The sequence below is a fragment of the Pseudarthrobacter sp. GA104 genome (assembly GCF_009741265.1).
Lineage (GTDB): Bacteria > Actinomycetota > Actinomycetes > Actinomycetales > Micrococcaceae > Arthrobacter.
This window is the reverse complement of sequence record NZ_WOWL01000001.1, coordinates 4,273,827-4,292,542: the sequence shown is the minus strand read 5'-3', so window position 1 is coordinate 4,292,542 and position 18,716 is coordinate 4,273,827. Positions and strand designations below refer to the sequence as shown.

Below are 18,716 nucleotides of genomic sequence, written 5' to 3'. Positions count from 1 at the left end.
GGGATGCAGCGATTCGCGATAGATTGTCAAGTTGCAAGTGCGTTAGAGCAGGGGCACCCCTTCCTTCTTCGATCTGAAGCGGCACGAAGACATTCGAGTACGTCATGCGATCAGAATCTGCCTGGAGGGAGGAGATTGCCTCATGTAGGCTACTGAATTCGCTACTTAATTCGATCTTGCCCTCATCATTTGGCGATTCCTCGGCCTTATCTCCGGACATAACACCCCTTCAACCTCCCGAGAAGATGTCTGCTGACAGTTTGCTCTCCAACCAGTCCCATCACAAGAGGCCTGGGAGCTAACATTGCTGCTGTCCCTCTCTTGGCGACCCGTGTTCGTCCTGGGAGACACTGTTCGTCGCCCCGAGCTTGCGCCGACGGGATCCCCCTTCAACCTCCCGAGGAGATGTCTAGTCGGTCGCACCACTCGAATCAGTTACATCACGAGGGCGTTTGCGCTAACCTTGCGCAAGGTCGAAGACTCGGGGCTGAGCCCCCGATGTTGTGCCCCTGACTCGCAAGACGCAACGCGCGACGCCACGGATCACCGAAAAGGAGCGCTTTGGGTGGGACCATCGTTCATCTCCCTGCCGGACACCGACTATGAATCAATCACGAACGTGGCTTTTCATATGCAAAGGCTTCTCAGGTCCACTTCTTCTGCCGACTCCACTGTCCAGGGGGAACTTCGAGCCGCTGTTACTTCAACGCGAAACAGCCTCACGACGCGAATCCGACTAGGTTTGGCACCTGATGGCGCGACAGCTGACTTCAGGTGGATCATAGAGTCATTCCCTGAAGCCAAAGAACATAGGCACGCGCGTGAGCAGCACACCGGATCAGACTACTTCCGACTCATTCATGAAAGTTGGGGGGTAATGCTGACCAAATTGTCAAAAGATTGGGAATGGCTTGAAGGGGCACATCAAGCAATAGCGATTTCCTGCATTCCAGTACTCGCGGTCTCACTCCTCGCTAAAGACCCCAACTCTGATTTGCAGCTGATCTCCTCGGCTTCAGCAGCCATGCTAAAGAAGTATCCTCTACCTGGAAGGTATCCCGACGAATTTGCGGCGTCTTATTTTCTTCAATCTCGCGTTGAGTCCATGCGTAGTAGGAGCAGCACTCTAATAAGGGTGAGCACTGGCGACCTGAAGTTGCACGAGCAACGGATCTTAGATGACTCGAACGTTATGAAGTTCGCATACGCGGGCATCTATATCGGATTCCGAGCAATCGAGAAGGTCATAGGTGAGAATCTCGAGGCGATCTCCAAAACCGTTACCCCTGACTGGCAGAAGGCGATCGAGTTTCTGCAGAAGTCCATGACACGTTTTGATGTCTGGATACGCGCAGCATTGAAGAGCGCCACCGGATCTGCGGACGAGCAATCCCTGAAGAAGTGGGTAGAAAGAATTTCGGCTCTCGCCGTTGGCATCGGCACATACACGGCTGTTATTCAACTTTCCCAGTACATAGAGCTGGAAGCTCCTTGGTACCTCACTGACGACGTGCTTCAGATAGGACTTATTGATCTCGCCGGCAGATTGTTCCATTTATTGGAGGATTTGAATGATACTCACGGAGAATACGGGCGATTGGCAAATGTGGCACAGGCCTATTCGGAGGAAGCAAAATGGCGTCTCGACCGGTTGCAAGCCGGCCTCGAAGCAGGCTCCGAAATTCTCAAATTGGGAGACTACATCGGGGTCGTATCCGGAGTTCTCGGGCTCGCGTCGCTAGCGAAGAGTCTCGCCTCGATTGCTGCAAACGTCGCTAGGGCATCACGGCCCGTGGCTTTAGTATCTGGAGGCAGCGTAGCCGGAAGCGTAGCACTACGCGAGGTCGACATCCTGGCCAAGGCTGTAGAAGCGACTACAGCTTTTGCAGTAGCAGCGGGAGGAGGCGGATCCGCCGGTCCCAAGCGTGGCGGAGCCGCACCTGTCCAAACGGGGCGTGCCGGAGAGCAAGCACGCGGTATTTCGCCGGAGGATAAGGAATGGATTATCTCCATAACAGACAGTTCCAAATCTGGCTTCAGGATACCGGACAAATTAACGAGCCTGGGCCTGGAAGAGGTCAAGAATGTGCTCCGACTAAGTCTAACGAAACAACTTGAGGATTTTATCCTGTTCGCCGGGGCTAATGAGATCCGCTTCACCCTTGTTGTACGCGCGGGCACGCGCACTAAACTCAGTGCTCCTCTTTTAGAGCTAGAAGCCAAAGGCATTATCGAAATTCTACGCGTACTCTAAGTCACGATAGGCCTGATCCTACAGATTCAAACGGATGCTGCGAAGAGCGCTAAGAGATAGCTTCGCTGAGATCCCTTACTACGGGTCGTGAAGCTTGTCTCCTTCGCAGGCTATCCGGCGACTGTCTGATCCCATCATGGCCGGCAGATCAACGTCGGAGGCGATGTTACTTGGTGCCCACGGTGGTGGAACCGCCCCGAAGCGATTAGCCGCCTCGAGGCGCTATGGCGAGCCTGGGAGCACCTCCGCCTCGATGGGGCCACCGGAATGACCGTTTGGTGGCGCGACCACGCAACCCACCACATGGGCATCCTGCTCCGTCGACGGCCCTTTCAAAGGCTGTAACCCGGAAGAACACCAGTCTGGTGCTTGTCTTTTTGAACCGCCGGGGTGGCATGTGCGGCAGCGGGTTCGGCAGTCATGAAACGAAGTAGCCCCTTCTGCGCAAGAGCTTTCCACACTGTATTGGTCAGCCATTACTGGCGGCCGAGTGTCGGGCAGTTCGCAGGCGCGCCGTAAGCACCCTTGTGTTGCCACTTCGCTTGCTCGGCGGCGGACAGGTATTCGTGCCAGCGCTCAGGCTGGGGTTCACCCTTAGGAATCCAGGCCTCGGCATAACCGCCGGCGGTTTGCGCAAGGTTGACGTCCTCATCGCTTGATGAGACAAGGACGTAGGCAAGCGACCGGCCGTAGCGGTCGGTGCGGTCGGCGTGGGAGTCGTAAGAAATGGTTACCTGGGTACCTTCGGGCAGCAGCTTGTTGAGATGGTCAGTAGCCTCCTGGGCACCACATTCGGGGCCGGCGTCCTTGCCATAGTTCATCTCGGCGGCATCGATGCCCAGCAAGCGTACGGTGTGCTGGGTGCCTGCATCATTGGTTGGCTGCAGTGCGCCGGCAACTGCCCGGACAGCGATGGTGTCGCCGTCGATCACCCGGATGATCTCGGTTTCGACCGAGACGGGCTTTTCGCCATCCTGAGACTGAGGTGGCGCGGACCGATCCGCAGCCTGACTGGTCGACGGTGCTTGGTCACTTGGGACACCTGGCACTATCGGTTGGCCGTCGTCGCAGCCGGTCAGTGTACTGATGCCCAGCAGTGCGGCCACGAGGCAGCGGAGGACGAGGCGGGATGCGTTGCGCTTCATGTGGTGCTCCTAGTTGAAGAGGTCAATGGTAAGCGGATCCGGGCTTCAGGCCTCAGCGCCGTCGCGGATGACGAGCACCAGGCGCGAACCGCGGACGAGGTAGGCGTTTCCACCGATGGTCAGGACGTGAACTGTCGTGCCCACCGGTGGGCGCACCTGGTCGATGACGGCGGTGCCCTCTTCGATGTCCGGGTTCAGGTCACGCAGGGCGACCCGGTCGCCGCGGCGCAGGAGCCTGGCGCTTTTGCCGCCGAGAATACGGTGGCGTTCAGCGGAGTCGAAGACGATTCCGCCTGCCGCAGGGTCCGTGTTCCTGGCCATCGCGAGGAAGGCGGGAGTGATCATGTCAGTCATGAGGTTGCGCTCCTGGGCTGATGGGACTGGAGATAGGGATCTGGTGGCGCTCACGGGAATCGAACCCGTGACCTCTCGTGCGTCGTCCTGTACCGGACCTGTCGCCTGGGTCTGCCCGACCGGGGATTGATGCGGAGTCGAACCGCGGGCAGTCAGAACGCCGAGTGCTCTGCCGCTGAGCTAGAGCGCCGGGGCTGTCCAGTGTGGACAGCTTTGATGGAAGGGATGGTTGGAGCCGGATCGGGGCTTAGGCTGCCAGCCGTTTGGTTTATGACCGGCCCACGAGGACCTGGTACTGGAAGTAGGCGATGCCGGGTGATTCGCCACCGAGGAAGTAGTGGACTTCCTCGGCCGTCAGCCCGGTGGCATCAAAGTTGACGATTTGCGGGTACATCTCGGCAAGGATCCGGGCTGGGGCCGGGATGTCGGAGACAGCCGGCGGCCGGGCGTCGACAGGCTCGACTATTTTCGCGATGGTGGGCCGGGGTTCAAGCAACAAGCTCATGTCGGGTTCCTCTCAGTAGTGCCTGCGCTCCGTCATGAGTCGGTTACGTCCATCCGTCCAGTGACGGTGCGGAACTTCTCCGCCGGCCGGTCGTCGTGTTTGGCAACGAACAGCTTGCTGGCGTGCAAGCGCAGCTTCTCGACCAGTGCCGTTACGACGTCGTCGACCATGGCCTCAACGTCGGGGCCGGGGTGGTTCTCGATCACTCCACCGACGATGCCGGTGAGCTCGGCGCGCAGTGTCTCCTCGCGGCCGGTGACGTCGGTGGCGTCGGTTGTTTCAACTGCGACGGTGGGCATGGCAGGTCTCCTTCTTACGGACGAGGGTGTTCTTTCAACAGCGGAACCGCATCAGCTGTGCTGATGTGCTTTGGGGTGGAAAAGCAGATCCCCGCCCGAGCAGCGCGAGGCTCCTCGGAACGGGGATCTGCGGTGGCATGGCCACCTGTATTCGGTTGTGGGTATTCAGTTATGGTTTGCTGTGCCGCGTGCGCGCCTTGGCTTAGAAGGGCGGCTCTCCGAAGGGCAGCTCTTCGCTCTGGACAGCGCTGGTGGCGACAGCCGGTGCAGCAACGGCGGCAGGGGCCGGGTCCTGGACCTGGGTCTGCAGAGCCTGGTTCTGGGCCTCTGCGGCGGCGACGCGTTCGCTCACACGGGCCTGGGTCACCGAGCGCGGCTCGAGGAAGGTAATGCTCTGGACGACTGCCTTGAGCTCGAAGACCTCGACGCCGTTCTTCTGGTAGCGGTCCTGCTTCAGCTTCACGGTCACGGCGACGAGGTCGCCCCTGTGGATGCTGGCGAAAGGACCGGTGCCGTTGGTGGTCGCGCGCACGAAGGCTTCCACGGGCACAGCATCTGCGCCGCGGTTGCCCTGGGCGTCGGTGTAGTCGTGGTCGGACATGAGGGTGAAGGCGACCTTCTTGGAGCCGTCCTGGTTGGTGAAGACGACGGGGTCCTTGGTCAGGCGGCCGATGACGGTTCCGGAGTTGCGGGGGTTCGACATGATTGTTTCTCCTCGTTGTGCACGAAGCGCGCGGGCAATGTCATTGCTTCCGCGCGCGAATTGGGTGAGTTGAAGTATTCGGTTGTCTCTCAGACCCCCATCCGGATCAGCTGTGCTGATCAGATGATGATCTTCGAACGGAGCCCCGAATCAGCTGCGCTGATCGAGTGCTCTGCTGTTCTTTCCAGAGCTCTTCCTTCGATCGCCTTCGGTGATCCAGATGCCCTTCATCACGAGTCCCGCATCAGCTCTGCTGATCTGACTCGCTTTTCACATGCCCTGCGTCTTACCTGCGGGTCTCCCCCAGCCGGAACCAAGGGTGTCGCGTAACTGAGCCTCGATCTGATCCGCACCTGCCACATCCCCGATCTCCCTGGCGTACCAGTACCGGGATTCGAGCCCGACGACGTTGAGCGCGCGCTCCCCCGTCATCCAACGAAGGATTCTGGTCGTGGACCAGACGATTCCTCCGAGGACCAGGAGGGCGATGATGACGGTACCCATGGCGCGACCCTCCTTTTTGAGTTGGTGCACGGGCTCACAACCGGAGCCGTTGGCGAACGATGTCCATAAGGCTCGGATCGGGATCACGACCCGCCCCCTGCTGCAGCTGCATCCAGCCCAGCAGGTTCTGCGTATCCTGGGCTTCGAGCTGACGTCTCTCGACGTCAAGGTGCTCTTCGCCGAGGGCGAGCAGCTTGCGGTTGCTGTCTTCGATCTTTTCGAGGTGCTCGCGGATGGAACCAAGGCGCGCAATTATCTGGGGTTCGAGAGTCATCAGAGTGTCACCTCGACTTCGTATGCCGTGGAGGAGAACGGCCCGACTTCAATAGATCTGACGATTCGGGCCAGCCGTGCTCGTTGGAGGCTCTCGGCAAGGCCCGAGTGCTCGGACCAGTCCTTGACGTAGACGTGACTGGGAGCAGGGACGAGTCCGTACGCCTCAAGGTTCACCGAGACGCGCTCCGGACCTTCTTCGGTCATCAGCATCAAAGCGCGGCGTTCGTCGTCGTGGTGCAGCGATCCATTGAGTGTGATCGCGCTGAACTCGATGGTGATGCCGTGCTTGACGACGGGTGCTGGTGCGCTGGTCTTGTTCATGGTCTTCTCGCTTTCGGGATTGCCTGGTGGGTCCGACGTGGTGCCCCCCCCAAGCCGCCGTGGCTTTTTACCGGACTGCTGTCTTTGCACGTGACTGGGCTGGGTGCAAAGCGCGTCTGGCGCATCATGCGGCGGACCGGGGGTTGTTCGTGGTGCGGCTCTGGGCCGCTGGAGGTCTTGCACCGGACCCGATGGGGACCAGGGCTGGATGAGGTCTGTTCAGATCCCCTGCACAGCCCAGTCGTAGACCTCGCGGGGACCTTGCGGAGACTCCGTAGAGCCCTCGACGAGATGAGGAGCCGGACGCCGCGTGGGCTGTTCGACGGTATTTTCGAGGGCGGGTGTGACCTCAGCAGAAGCTGTCCGGCGCTTCAGGCTTGTTCGGTGGTGCTGGGCCATGAGCCACACGAGGCACAGAATGGTGAGTATGACCAGGGCGAGGAATGCCCAGCTCTGGGCAGGTGTCATGGGGAGCACGAGAAGACCCCTTCGTAGATTGGATGTCGACCAGGACCCGACGCAGCCCCGCTGCGTGAGAGATCCAGTACTATCTCCGTCGGTCCGCCGACGGGGTCGCCCTTGATCCCTACGTCACCAGACCCGCACGAAAAGCAGCACCGCCTGTGATTCCCACCTGCTCAAGAAGCCAGGTGGGCTAGGGTGTGCCCGCAGGCCAGGTACGCGACGTCATACAGCGGCGCGGGGCCCCAGTCGGGGTCCCAGTCAGGAGGCAGCGGCAACGGTTCGATGGATCGGTCGGCGACGTCCTGTGGCATGCCGGGCTCGGCGGCTGCGTCGATGTCGCGGGAGCAGTCCTCGCACCACTCTTGTTCAGGCAAGAGCATGGAGAGGTTCCGGTCCCTGATCTGCTGTGCGATCGCGCGGGCATCTTCGTCCAGCGCGGAGCCGGAGAGCATGTCGTGAACAGTGCGGCTGAGGGTCACGATGGAGGATTCTTCGGGGTCCGGTGTCATGAGCGGCGCACCTCCTGGCGGCAGAGCTGGAACTGATCGTGTTTCCTGCCATGGCGGCATTTCGAGATGCCGTCGGCGTACTGGACGTTGTTCAGTGGATGCGGGATGAGGTTCTTCTTCGTCAGCTCGCGGATCTGCGGATCACGTGTGCGTTGGTCGGCGTTATAGAGGTCAGAGAGGGTGGGCATGGGATCAACGATCCTTCCGGGTCCTTCGTGATGGGATTGCGGTATGGGCAGAGGGCCTAGTCAAAGGCCAGCTGTGTTGCCCGGGACCAGCTGCGCATCCGGAAGCGGATGGTTGTCGCCGGCGGGGCATCGGTCTGCGGGCAGTCGGCGTCCGTCCGCCAGGCCTCGTAGGCAGCGACCGTGGTGGAACCTGTGCATCGCTGGCAGTTTCTCAGCGCCTCGAGTATCGCCGGCTCGGTCCACTTCGTCGTCGCGCCCTGTAAGTGCCGGGGCTGCTCGATGGACGTCAAGCCGGCGGTTTCGAGCGCGCGGGACCAGGAGCCGAATCTGCGTTCGTAGAGCTGCGACGTGGGGTCCGAACTGTGGCGGCGCTGATCGAAGGTTCGGCGGCCAATGGTCGGCTCGTTCAGTGCCAGCCGACGCAGCGCGTTGAGCAGCTGACGGTCGGTATAGACGACCGGGCCGGGTTTGGTCGGGGCCGGGACGTGGTGCTGGAGGCTGGTCATCGCACTTCGCCCTCCTCCGGCTGGATCTTTTTGATCTTGCGGACGTACTTGACGCGGCCGCGGTACTGTCGGCCGTCGAGGGCTCTGTGATCACGCCGGTGGTCCACTTTGAATAAAGCGGCGTCGGCGGGCAGAGCACCTGGTCCCCGACCGCCACGGGGAAGTTGCAGCCGTAAACCAGCTCACGGGTGCGCTGGTGTCCGTACTTCTCCAGGTGCGGCAGGTCAAGCAGTACGGTGATTTCGCTCGTCGACGACGGTCAGGGTCATGCAGCCGACGATGGTGTCTAAGGCCTGATTGCCCTCGAGGTCGGGTGGTCGATGGTGACGTCCATGACGCCGACCTCCTTCTTCTTCTCGTGGGGCTATGTGTGACGACGCAGCCCAGCGCGGGCATGGCTCTGCTCCTCGGGATTCGGGACGTTTGGCCAACCAGCCCGCCACGGACCCCGGTGATGCGCGGGAGACGCGGCGAGAGCTCCTCCGGATCAACTCCGTTGATCCCAGCCACCCCAGGACTACGTGAGGTCCGTGGGGACCCGGGCGCGCACGAGCGCAGCTCGGCGCGTCCCCTCCTCTCTGAATGGTTTTCAAGCCCCCATCTGACTGGTGACTAATAGATGATTAGTGCCTCAGTCAGATAGGATGTACTCGAAGACCAGTCGGATACGAGCAGATAGTCGACTGATAGCGGATGTCCATCTGACAAGAGAGAGCGGAGCTATGAAGACCCGGATGATGAGGAGGGCGGCACTTCCTGCCGTCGCGCTGGCCACGCTCGGCGTTCTCCTGGCCGGATGCTCGGGAGGAGGCGGGACGGCGAAGCCCTCGCCCAGCCCGAGCGCCAGCCTGGCTGCTGTGAACGACACGGCGCTGGGCAAGGCCCTGCACAGGCTCGTCTTCCATGGCACGGGCACGAAGAGTGCCGACGGCGGCGACTGCCTGGTCGAGGCCGTGAAGGAGCAGGGCATCTCGAACGAGGGCCTGGCTTACATCGTCGAGCGGAACAGCGACGACATGGGCGCTGTGGCCGAGGGCCTGCGGGAGGTCAGCTCGATGGACACGGCCATCCTGCTCTCCCCTGAGCTGAGCGACCTTTTCGACGCCTGTGTCGACGCGGTCATTCCTCCCGGTGACGGCGATCAGAGCTACGAGTCGCCGAAGCCAGTCGAGGAAACGGCGGAGGCCGCGCCGAATCTCAACCCGAAGTACGAAATCAGGGAGGACCTGAGCATCAACTCGGCGTCGGAGCTGACCGACGGGCTGGTCTCGATGTTCTCCTCCTACGCTCTGGACGAGGCGCAGGAAAAGACCTATCAGGCTGCGGGCGAATGCCTGGCCGGCGTCGTGTTCAACGCCCGGTTCTCACAGGTCACGCTGCGCTTCCTGGCCGGAGGAGCGCCCATCGGTGCCGGTTCGATTACGGATCATCTGCATAAGGACGAGGACAAACGGATTTGGGAGTCGAAGGACTTCACCACGGCGCTCCTGGACTGCACGGCCAACGTGACGCCCGGGAAGAGCAACGACGGTAAAGCCTGACATGCACCAGGATTTTCGCTGTTTACAGGGCTGCGAACGTTCCAGATAATGACAATGACCCCGGGAGGCTGAGGCTTCCCGGGGTCATCTTTTTTCGCAGCTGGTCTGCGGATCAGAAACGGGCAGGGTGTTCTCCGCGGGCGGCCGTCCTCAGAGCATCGGCGAAACGGATGTTGACAGGGTCGGAGGTGTCGAACCAGTCCACGGCGTCGAGTTCCTGGAGGTTCATCTTGAAGAGCCTGTGCCAGTTCTCCCCCAGCTCCTGAGTGTTCAGGGGCGTTGCATAGCCAAGAGCGTCGCCCTTGATCGGAACCAGTTCACTACCGAAAAAGTCCAGCGTCGACCACAGACGGTGCCGACCGTTCTGCAAGGGTTCGAACCAGGGATCCATGCGCACGGGCTCGGCCGCGCCGAACCACCTTCGGACGATCTTCGTTTCGGTGCCGGTCAGTTCCTCGGCATCGATCCGAATCAGGCAGCTGATCCTGCCGTCGTCGTCCTCGTCGTCGGGTTCCCACTCGCCGGCTGCCAGCGCTTGGGAGACCTGGATGACGGCTTGTGCAATCAGATCCCAGTGCTGCTCGTCGCGGTCATCCCAGCGTTTGATGTCCGTCCTCGACGTCAGGGTCGAAAGGCACGAATGTGCGGACTCGTCCGGCGTCGGTGCGCCACCAGAAGTTGGGATCGGAAATATAGATGTCAGTCAAGTCACACTCCCCCTCGTACAGTGCTGGCCCGGACGGGCACTGTCCGCCGGTGATCTTTCCAGCTTCGCATGCACCTCAGACTCTGTAGGACCGGCTCCACATGGGGGCACCGCAAGTCCGTTTGAGCGGTGCTGCTGTGGAGAAGAACGGGCCCTTGGTGTTTCGCGTGCATCGGCGAGTATTGCAGTCACCGGGGACCCTCGGGTCAACAGATTCAGCAGCCCAGGCATCAGGAGTAGGGCGGTAATCAGCGCCCATCAAATCATCGCTTTGGGAGAGGGAATCCAAGGATTTCTTCAGCTTCCCTCAGGGTACGGCCATCAAAATGGTATCCATGGATGTGAGGGAACGCATGCTGAAGCGGGCGGTTGTGGGTGGTCCAGTCGATCCGTCCTAAGGGCACGGGGTGTCCCCCGTAAACGGTGTAGTTGCCCGCTTCCGTAAAAGTTGCCGACTGCCGGTACAGGCCACTGCCATCACTACCGTAGCGCCCGCCCAGGACCGTATGTGCATATCCGTTAGCGCGAGGGTCGGGAAGCGGTACGTCGATCCCTCCTCTGGGTTGATTCATGCTAAGTTCCACAACCTCACCGCTGGCGGTTCTTGGAATGTAGGGCTTGAACTCTAGCCCTGAAGAAACCGAGGGTGTCGGCGGAATCAAGCGACCGCGATTGAAAAACTTATCAACATAATTTACGACGGCCCGAGCGCCAGAACGCCCTGCGCCGACCAGGCCGACTAATAGACCCCGAACCTGGGCAACGCCACTTGCCGCCAAGCCTGCGTCCGCAGAGTAGGCGGCTGCGAGGCCAGTGCTTTCTCCGGCTTCGACAGCGAAAGGATCGGAGTATCGGACTCTGGAGCCATCCAAGTTCACCCGGCCAACTCGATATGTGAGATTGCCGGTAGTTGATTGAATGGACCTGAACCCACCAGCGCCTATAGCCGGCCGAGGCTCAGGCCGGGGCACCTCACCACCTCGTCCGATTTCTGCAAACGTGGGCGCTGGCGTCGCTGGACCCGGGGAACGAGAGCCGCCGCAGGAGCAATAGTGGAATCCAAAAGTGAATCCAGAACCAGACCCAGTTGAGAAAGATTCGCTGAGCCACCCGACTGGTTCGAATCCCGTAGGATCAACGAAGTTCGGTGGCGAATTGAGCACATACGAATATGGGTTGAGCGTCTGGGTGCTTGGCAGGCTCGCAACGAGCGGGTCAGGTGTCAGAAAGCCGCCCAGGTGCGGGTCATACAGGCGACCCCCCATGTCTATGATGCCGAATGCATCCTCCAGATGATGACCTGTAAAACCGAGATCGGATACCGGTGTTGATGCCGATGGCGGAAGCTCTCCGAGATTCCCCGACTTGAGACCCGCACCGAACGGGTCGAAGCGTTGTCGCTGGACTAACTGCCCGGATTCGCTTGTTCTTTCCGCTGGTGTCCCATGCACATCCGTATGACTGTACAGAGTATCCTCTGTCTCGATTCCTCGATTCCCAACCTCCCATATTTCTTCTCCAACTATTTCGCCGCTTGCCTGCAATCTAAACGCATACGTCTCTCGTCCGTCAGCCCCAATATGCCGTTGCATCTCCCGACCGAAGTCCAAGGTGGTTTCAGCGCGCGAGCTTTGCATAATTCGGCGACCGAAAGCATCGTAGCGATAGTTATTCGTGAGACCGGGACGTCGAACCTCAGAGGGAAGGTCGTTAGCGTTGTATTCGATTTCACGGAGCAGTTGTGGCTCTTGCCCACCCCGCCGATAGGCCTGGTACTGATTGCCCGCAAGGCTGTAATAATCAAAGATCCCCGCATCTGTAACCCTAGATTTCGCGGCATGGGGACTCACTCCAAGAGCCGAATAGGCAATCTGATGCCCAGACCCCTGACCCTCTAGTACGTTTCTTGAGAGTAGGTTGCCAGAATCGCTGTATTCGTATCCGTAGTGCAGCAAAACCGAGCCCTGTGAAAGTTTCCAATGCGATAGACGACCCAAGGCATCATACTCAAAAGTCTCATCTGACCCGGTGATAGCGTCGCTTCGTTCATGCATCAAACCCGCGTTTGAATAGTCATAGCGAAGGTTCTGCACGGTCTCACGGTTGAGTCGGCTCAAGATACTTTTGACACGTCCACGTGCGTCATAAGTCCGTTCGGCGATCAGCCCGTTGCCATAACTTTGGACGAGCGTTTCTCCACGGAGGCTCTTAGTAATTGCTTTCCAGTAGGACTTTCCGCTTGCGGCGTTGCGGAGCTCCCTGACCTCGCCGTAAGCGCTGTAGAGAGTCTCCACTTCCAACTGGCGGCCAGCGACGCTGGGATACCTCAATATTGAGGGCCTCCCGTATTGATCGTACGACTGCTGCATCGCCAAGGCTTCGCCGTCCAATTCGAGTGCCTGTTCAATCAGCCGGCCCTCGGGATCATAACTAAATGACACTCTCGTCCCATCCGGCGAGGTGGCGGAAGCTAATCTTCCGATTCCATTCGCAGCCTTATCCCATTCGTACGAAGCCGTCGTTCCACGCGAACCGACTCTGGTCGTTCGCCCCAACGCATCAGATTCAAATTCGATTACACCCGAAGGTCCGGATGTCCCGACTAAGTCGCTGAACGCGTTGTAACGGAAAAGTGAGAGGCCCCTGTCAGCATCCATGACCCATTCCTGCCGGCCTCGCAGATCATAACCCAAACTCGATTCGTTGCCCTCGGGATCGATTGTCCTAGACAACTGACCAAATGGCCCGTAAACATATCTAGCCTCGATGCGCCGCCCCTGATCATCCCAGGAAGCGGTTTGAAGTACGTTGCCAATGGGGTCAGTTTCAGTTGCCGTAGTATGACCGTCCTCGTCTACGCTGCTGATCGCGAGACCCGCATAAGAAAGATGTGACTGGGAACCGTCAGCGGCGACAAAAAGAACAGGCCGCCCCAGCGGGTCATACTCCACGCGCATCGTTACCGGCTCCTGACCCTCCCGATAGGGCATGGTCCGTGCTTCAGGAAAGCCCAGCTGAGTGTTGTATGTGCGGTCCTCAAAGACCCATTTGCCGTCAAATCCCGGGTACTTTCGTTGAACCTCGCGGCCTAACCCATCCAGTGTTATGAAGACATCATTCCCACCGGCATAAGTGGCCCGCAGCTGCATGAGGCCGCTGCTATTGGAGCTATATGACAGACTAAGTCCTGCCCTGCCCGGAATTGACACATGACGCGGGCGGCCAAATCCATCGTAAGTCCATCGACTCGTAAGGTTGTTAGCGTCTTGGCGCGAGACCACGACTCCAAAAGTCGAGTCGTATTGCACTAGTTCGGATTGTCCGACCGCATTCGTAAAAGAAGTCGGAAACGTTTTGGCTGAGTCGTCGTAGCGGAATGACTCCTCACGCGTATTACCCGTGAGGTCCGTTCTTTTGATTGCTTCGAGCAAACCGCGTGAATCGTAGGCGTAATCAGTTCTCTCCCAGACCGCGACGTCGCCATTCGCTGGTTCTATAACTTGGGCCGTATAGTCGCCTGTTTCGCCATCGATTTCGTAACCCATAATCCTTGTTTGGGAACGTCCTTCGTCATCACGGCTTGTTGTGGAGGCGGATCGCAATCTGCCCACTAGCCAAGCATCGAAGTTATCTTGATAGCGAGTATCGGTTGACGTGAAATAGCTATGCATCCTTCCGTCTTGTGACGCCCAGGTAATCGTCGAGTCTCGCCACACTTGATTGCCAAAGGAGTCAAATCTCAGATTTGTGACGTCTTTGCTGACTATTCTTTCAGGAGCGCCTGCGATTAGTTCTCTCTCCTCAGTCACTGTCTGGAGCCGCGTCAGCCCATACACTCCATCGAGCCGCGCAAAGTACGTTGGCGAAAGGAGTGTGGAGGAAACGTGAGTAATCTGCCCAGCAGAGACTATTCGCTTTTCCGAAAGCAGTTGGTCCCGGCCTGGATAATGACCCGCAACATTCTTCGAAACGTCATAAGTCTGCTCCGTGGTTAGGCCTGTGCTTCGGTCTCTCGATATGACTGAACCGAATCCGAGCCATCCGTTCCCGCGCAGGTCAAACCGTCCATTCTCGTATCGGTAATCCACGCTTTGAGCGCTAGCATGGCTGGCTAGAGTCCGATTGTCCACGACCCACTGACCTCCGAAGCTGGAAGACTGCCCCTTTTCAACCCCTGTTGGATTGGGAGTATAGACATCACGGCTCCCAGTGGAGCCATACCGAAAAGTGTCCTGCTTCCCTAAGCCATCAGTTATGCCAACCACAAGGTCCAAATTGTCCACATCGCGAACATAAATTTTACTGCTGTGCTGTAAGGCCGCGGGCGCAAAGAAATCAGTCTGGCCGTCTCCATTGAAGTCCAAAGACTCTCGGGACACTATTGAGCTGGCCTGGACAAGGTCGCCTTTGCTTACTGGTGGGCTTCCATCCGGGATTCGTATGCTTTCAAATTTCCCGTTTGAACGACTTGTGAGGAAGAATGACCTGCAACCTCCAGGATGAGGCTGACAAAAACTGTCATCCAAGTAAGCTCCACTCCATATGAGATCATCGGCACCATCACCATCAAAATCGTCAACAAGGATCGGATTACCGTGGGCGTAGACCGTATCGACACCATCTACCGTCCACAAGGACGGCTTCGTATACCCGTTCCCCGTATTCAGGCTTACATACAAGGCCTGCTGCCCGAAACGGACACCCTTCACACTCGCTTCGCTATGGAAACGCCGAACAATGTCGGTTAGCCCGTCCCCATTGACGTCCGCAGCAGTGAAGTCCAATCCCATCTGAGTAGAGAACCATCCTGTTGCGATTGTTCGTGAAGCTAACCCTTTACTGTAGTCAGCTACTGTCAACGAATCTTCCGGTCCCCGACCCACCACGCTTGCGCGTCCGGTTCCATCATTCGTGGTGACAAGATAAGAGAGCGGGTCGCGGGTACCAGGCCCCGAAGACCACAGAGAGCTGAGGTCCTCAAACGACTGATAATGGTCAAACATGGCCGACGCCCTAAACGGAGTGCCTCCTAGATTCCTGCGGAATCCGTAGTGGTCTGCGTCTATCCTTCCGATCCAGTCTGGCAAACCATCCCCAGTCATGTCAGCAAAGGTTGGGTAATCGTCGAGAGCGATCGCTGCTCTGAACGGTTCGGAATACACCATTTCGAACTCGACCATTTTCGTGAAATCGCTTGTCGTATTCCTGAAGACCTGTAGTGACCTCTCAACGGAGCATGAGTTGATTGAACCATCCGGGTTCCTATGTACTACGAGCCGATATAGTGCTCCCAGAAAGTCGGCCTTCCCGTCGGCGTCCAGGTCAGTCAGCGCACTCTTTGTAGCGGGTCCGAACTGTGGAAACGTGTTATCTATTCCCCGCCCGTTGTCGCAGTAGAGCTGAGGAAGAAGAGGCAAATTGGTCTGTAAGGGAACACCCAAGCTTGATCCATTGCTGAGCTGCACTTTAGACGGCGCATAGGGCGCATCGCCTTTGGGCGGCACCAGCATGTCGTCTAGTCCATCCGCATTAAGATCTCCCCAGCTCGCTCTAGGCTCCCCGCCCTCAACAATGCTGAACGAAGGCTCCCGCGTTTCACGCCACTCAATGAGTGTCGGCTTGGTGCAAATACCATCTCGGTCACACTGCTGGACATCGTTTAGAAGAGTTCGTCGGGTCGCGGGGGACTGACTGTATCCAAGTACGGTGGTCATTACCGACTGTCCTTGTACGGCTACGCCTATTTCTTTGAGCCGAAATGCCTGCTGCAATTCAAGTCCAGCCACGTAGGAAACTTGGGGATCGGGACGCGGTTCATATGTGAACGTCACAGTCTTGTCGGGCGGAAGTGCATCATTTTGCGAATCGAAGCCCGTGTATCTTATGACCTGAGGCAGGACTTCTATACCATTGCCATCCATTCTTGAATAGCTGACGGTGAGGTAATTGCTGTGCCTGTCCTGAATTCGGGTGGCGGGCCAAGTGAGCCGGACCGATGCCCGGCCGGTCGGACTCAGGCTCAAAGGATTTGTAGGTGGGACTCCGAAACGCTCCCCTTCTGTTATCCCACTTTCAAGTTCAAGTCCGCGCTCTCGGAACGTTACGGTCCCACGGCCTCCGAACGTCACGATGGCCCCGTCCCCGGTCCGCATCGTGAAGGTCAACGGTCCTCTAGAGTCAGCCTCCGAGATGGTGACTTTCGTGTCCGCCTGCGTCTCCGGGTGATAAGTAGCTCCGGTGGCACCCTCCTCGCCGGTCCGCAAGAGAAGTCGCACTCCGTCAAGGCAGTATCTGTCCCCAGCCGGGCCGTCACTGAAGTTGATTCCTTGTACAAATCCATCCCGTGCCACTGTGCGAGCACACCGCGAAATTCGGGATAAGCCCGAAACCGACCACCCCATGCCAGCCACACCGTTGCCGTTCTCCGAAGAGTAACGTAGGGCGAGCGAGGGCTGTAGGCCTAGGCGTCCGGCAGGGACCCAGAGCGGAATAGTATAAGTAGCAGCTCCAGTTCGAGATACAGCGGCATTTCCCTGGACTTTGGCCGCCGCTACACCGCCTACGCTCTCAGTGGACACGATCGCTGCCCCATGGGCACTGGTTGGTTCACTCGTCATCACCGTGATTCCCGAGTTGGCCGCGACGAAACAAAGGCACATGCCTATAAACAAAAATCTGAACTTGTGCCACATCGAATTCACGCCCTACCGATTGCGGCCCTGACTATTGTCAAATAATGCTCCGATTGGACTTCTAGATTCAAGGCCCTCTCGTTTCCTTTGAGATAAGATCCCTGTCCCGGGCTGAAAGGGGGTGCCACACGGCAAGCAGCATGCATCTAGTACGGAGGACATTAATGAGCGCATTCAAAGGCGGCCTGATCGGACCAATGCGCGCCCTTCCGCTTGAGGGAGACGTAGTGTTCATGCTCTTCGCCGCCGTGCCTCCAGTCGAGCACGAGCTCCGGCCGGCGCAGCAGGTCGCTGCCTTCGTCGACGAATGCCCTGAGCTCGACACGCACGCGCTGCTCCCCCTCGGGCAGTAGCAAGTACCGCAAAGTCGCCTTCGTAGCTGTCGGCGACTTCCCGGGCCAGGATCCGGCGCGCGTCCGCGGTGTTGCCGGGTTAGGCCACGGCCACGGGAAGTTCATCCCAATGCGTCGTGCACCTCTTCGAGAGCATCGCGCGTTTCATTTCCCAATCCGGCGGTGTCTTCATGCCGCCGAGACCGACACCGACGGCTTCTTTGCCCAGCTTCCTGGTGATCTCGTCGAGTACCTCGCCTATCCCCCGGTCTTCGAATTGGGACTGGAACATAGGCAAGAATTGAATGCCGTCAGCTGCGCGCAGCCCGGTGAGCACGACGCCTGCCCGGGCGTATCGGATGCCGGGCTCGGGAAAGAGTTCAGGCAGGATTGCGCTGGACGCCTTCGTGAGCGCGATCGGGTCATCGGTCGGCACAGCCAGCGGAACAGCCCTGTGTGCTGAATGGGCGACGGTCCCTTCATCAGCCCAGCCGGTCGCAACCCAGACCGACAGGACACCGGCGACAGAACCCTGAGCCCGCAGACGTGCCGAGACCCGCTGCGCGTAGATCGAGAGCACCTGGTGCATCTCGTCGGGGTCCGTGATCTTGCGGGAGAAGCTCCTGGAGTAGATGAGCTGGTCTTTGGCGGCGCGCGGCTGAGTCTCCAGCTCGATGCATTTTTGTCCCCGGAGCTCCAGGATGGTTCTCTCCATGACGACGGAGAACCGCTTGCGGAGCCATTTGGCAACAGCATCGCGCAGTTCTTTGGCGGTGTGGATGCCGAGCCCGGCAAGGCGTTTGCCGTTACGGCCGGCGACGCCCCAGAGGTCTGTGACATGGAGTGAGTCGAGGATCCGGTCCAGCCGCTCTTCAGGGAAGCGCCGGAGGTCCAGCACACCGTCGAAAGCAGGGTTTTTCTTGATGCCGAGAGCCGCGACCTTGGCCAAGGTTTTCGTGGGAGCGATCGCGACACGGACAGGAATGCCGGTCAGCTGGAGGACAGTCCGGCGGATCTCTTGGCCCAGTGGTTCGAGCTCGTTAGGAGTCCCCCGGAGTTTCAGCCAGCTTTCGTCAATCGAATACACCTCCTGCCACGCACTGAAGCGGCCCAGGATGGTGGCAACCCGTGCGCTCAGCGAGCCATACAGCTCGTAGTTCGATGACCTCGCCTCAACGCCTTTGGCCTGGCACCAGCCGCGGATCTTGAACCACGGCTTGCCCATGATGTCAGGGTCCAGGGCCTTCACCAGCGGGCATGCAGCGACCACGCATCCGTCATTGTTCGACAAGACCAGGGTCGGCCGGTTGTGCAGCGTAGGGTCGAAGACCCGCTCAGCGTTGGCGTAAAAGGAGACGCAGTCCACGAGAGCGATTTGGTCGGGTCCTGGGGTCAGAGAAGTCATTGCCACGGCCG

19 protein-coding genes, 1 tRNA gene and 1 pseudogene are annotated in these 18,716 nt (G+C 59.1%); 4 read left to right on the top strand and 17 right to left on the bottom strand.

Annotation, left to right across the window (positions count from 1 at the left end):
• Positions 1-877 precede the first annotated feature (877 nt).
• Positions 878-2,254, top strand: coding sequence for a putative toxin (locus tag GK109_RS19650; protein ID WP_197432510.1), 1,377 nt, complete (start codon positions 878-880; stop codon positions 2,252-2,254).
• Positions 2,255-2,401: 147 nt separating this feature from the next.
• The gene (locus GK109_RS19645; RefSeq protein WP_370460793.1) at positions 2,402-2,599 is read left to right on the top strand and encodes a DUF4913 domain-containing protein; all 198 of its coding nucleotides are present in this window, start codon (positions 2,402-2,404) and stop codon (positions 2,597-2,599) included.
• Positions 2,600-2,730: 131 nt separating this feature from the next.
• Here the strand turns inward: GK109_RS19645 and GK109_RS19640 are convergent, their stop codons facing one another.
• The 13 genes from GK109_RS19640 to GK109_RS19580 form a co-directional block, all read right to left on the bottom strand.
• Positions 2,731-3,399, bottom strand: a complete 669-nt coding sequence (locus GK109_RS19640) for a thermonuclease family protein (protein WP_157242128.1) — start codon at positions 3,397-3,399, stop codon at positions 2,731-2,733.
• A gap of 45 nt (positions 3,400-3,444) precedes the next feature.
• Complete coding sequence (locus tag GK109_RS19635) at positions 3,445-3,753, bottom strand: hypothetical protein (protein WP_157242127.1); 309 nt, start codon at positions 3,751-3,753, stop codon at positions 3,445-3,447.
• Between the two features lie 41 nt (positions 3,754-3,794).
• Positions 3,795-3,943, bottom strand: a tRNA-OTHER gene (locus GK109_RS19630).
• Positions 3,944-4,021: 78 nt separating this feature from the next.
• The gene (locus tag GK109_RS19625) at positions 4,022-4,258 is read right to left on the bottom strand and encodes a hypothetical protein (RefSeq protein WP_157242126.1); all 237 of its coding nucleotides are present in this window, start codon (positions 4,256-4,258) and stop codon (positions 4,022-4,024) included.
• Positions 4,259-4,290: 32 nt separating this feature from the next.
• Complete coding sequence (locus GK109_RS19620) at positions 4,291-4,557, bottom strand: hypothetical protein (protein WP_157242125.1); 267 nt, start codon at positions 4,555-4,557, stop codon at positions 4,291-4,293.
• Positions 4,558-4,759: 202 nt separating this feature from the next.
• Complete coding sequence (locus tag GK109_RS19615; RefSeq protein ID WP_157242124.1) at positions 4,760-5,260, bottom strand: single-stranded DNA-binding protein; 501 nt, start codon at positions 5,258-5,260, stop codon at positions 4,760-4,762.
• 270 nt (positions 5,261-5,530) lie between these two features.
• Positions 5,531-5,764 carry a hypothetical protein gene (locus GK109_RS19610; protein ID WP_157242123.1) on the bottom strand — a complete coding sequence of 78 codons (234 nt, stop codon included), beginning with the start codon at positions 5,762-5,764 and terminating at the stop codon, positions 5,531-5,533.
• A gap of 34 nt (positions 5,765-5,798) precedes the next feature.
• Positions 5,799-6,038, bottom strand: coding sequence for a hypothetical protein (locus tag GK109_RS19605; RefSeq protein WP_157242122.1), 240 nt, complete (start codon positions 6,036-6,038; stop codon positions 5,799-5,801).
• Positions 6,038-6,361, bottom strand: a complete 324-nt coding sequence (locus tag GK109_RS19600; RefSeq protein WP_157242121.1) for a hypothetical protein — start codon at positions 6,359-6,361, stop codon at positions 6,038-6,040. Before GK109_RS19600 ends, GK109_RS19605 begins: the two co-directional genes overlap by 1 nt.
• 219 nt (positions 6,362-6,580) lie before the next feature.
• The gene (locus GK109_RS19595; RefSeq protein WP_197432509.1) at positions 6,581-6,838 is read right to left on the bottom strand and encodes a hypothetical protein; all 258 of its coding nucleotides are present in this window, start codon (positions 6,836-6,838) and stop codon (positions 6,581-6,583) included.
• A gap of 161 nt (positions 6,839-6,999) precedes the next feature.
• On the bottom strand, positions 7,000-7,335 hold the full coding sequence (locus tag GK109_RS19590; RefSeq protein WP_157242119.1) for a hypothetical protein: 336 nt from the start codon (positions 7,333-7,335) through the stop codon (positions 7,000-7,002).
• Positions 7,332-7,523: a hypothetical protein gene (locus GK109_RS19585; protein ID WP_157242118.1), complete on the bottom strand. Its 192-nt coding sequence runs from the start codon at positions 7,521-7,523 to the stop codon at positions 7,332-7,334. The genes GK109_RS19590 and GK109_RS19585 overlap by 4 nt, the downstream gene beginning before the upstream one ends.
• Before the next feature lie 56 nt (positions 7,524-7,579).
• Positions 7,580-8,029 carry a homing endonuclease associated repeat-containing protein gene (locus tag GK109_RS19580; protein WP_157242117.1) on the bottom strand — a complete coding sequence of 150 codons (450 nt, stop codon included), beginning with the start codon at positions 8,027-8,029 and terminating at the stop codon, positions 7,580-7,582.
• A 722-nt stretch (positions 8,030-8,751) separates the two neighbouring features.
• Between GK109_RS19580 and GK109_RS19575 the strand changes: the two genes are divergently transcribed.
• Positions 8,752-9,570, top strand: coding sequence for a hypothetical protein (locus GK109_RS19575; protein ID WP_157242116.1), 819 nt, complete (start codon positions 8,752-8,754; stop codon positions 9,568-9,570).
• Between the two features lie 112 nt (positions 9,571-9,682).
• Here the strand turns inward: GK109_RS19575 and GK109_RS19570 are convergent, their stop codons facing one another.
• The 3 genes and pseudogenes from GK109_RS19570 to GK109_RS22405 form a co-directional block, all read right to left on the bottom strand.
• Positions 9,683-9,961, bottom strand: a complete 279-nt coding sequence (locus GK109_RS19570) for a hypothetical protein (RefSeq protein WP_157242115.1) — start codon at positions 9,959-9,961, stop codon at positions 9,683-9,685.
• Between the two features lie 578 nt (positions 9,962-10,539).
• The gene (locus tag GK109_RS19565) at positions 10,540-16,197 is read right to left on the bottom strand and encodes an RHS repeat domain-containing protein (RefSeq protein ID WP_231754897.1); all 5,658 of its coding nucleotides are present in this window, start codon (positions 16,195-16,197) and stop codon (positions 10,540-10,542) included.
• A gap of 450 nt (positions 16,198-16,647) precedes the next feature.
• Positions 16,648-16,893, bottom strand: a pseudogene (locus GK109_RS22405) (SpvB/TcaC N-terminal domain-containing protein); the annotation flags it as partial.
• A 239-nt stretch (positions 16,894-17,132) separates the two neighbouring features.
• Between GK109_RS22405 and GK109_RS19560 the strand changes: the two are divergent.
• The gene (locus GK109_RS19560; protein ID WP_157242113.1) at positions 17,133-17,321 is read left to right on the top strand and encodes a hypothetical protein; all 189 of its coding nucleotides are present in this window, start codon (positions 17,133-17,135) and stop codon (positions 17,319-17,321) included.
• 79 nt (positions 17,322-17,400) lie between these two features.
• Here the strand turns inward: GK109_RS19560 and GK109_RS19555 are convergent, their stop codons facing one another.
• Positions 17,401-18,705 (bottom strand): Y-family DNA polymerase, encoded by a 1,305-nt coding sequence (locus tag GK109_RS19555; RefSeq protein WP_231755125.1) that lies wholly within the window; start codon positions 18,703-18,705, stop codon positions 17,401-17,403.
• Positions 18,706-18,716 lie beyond the last annotated feature (11 nt).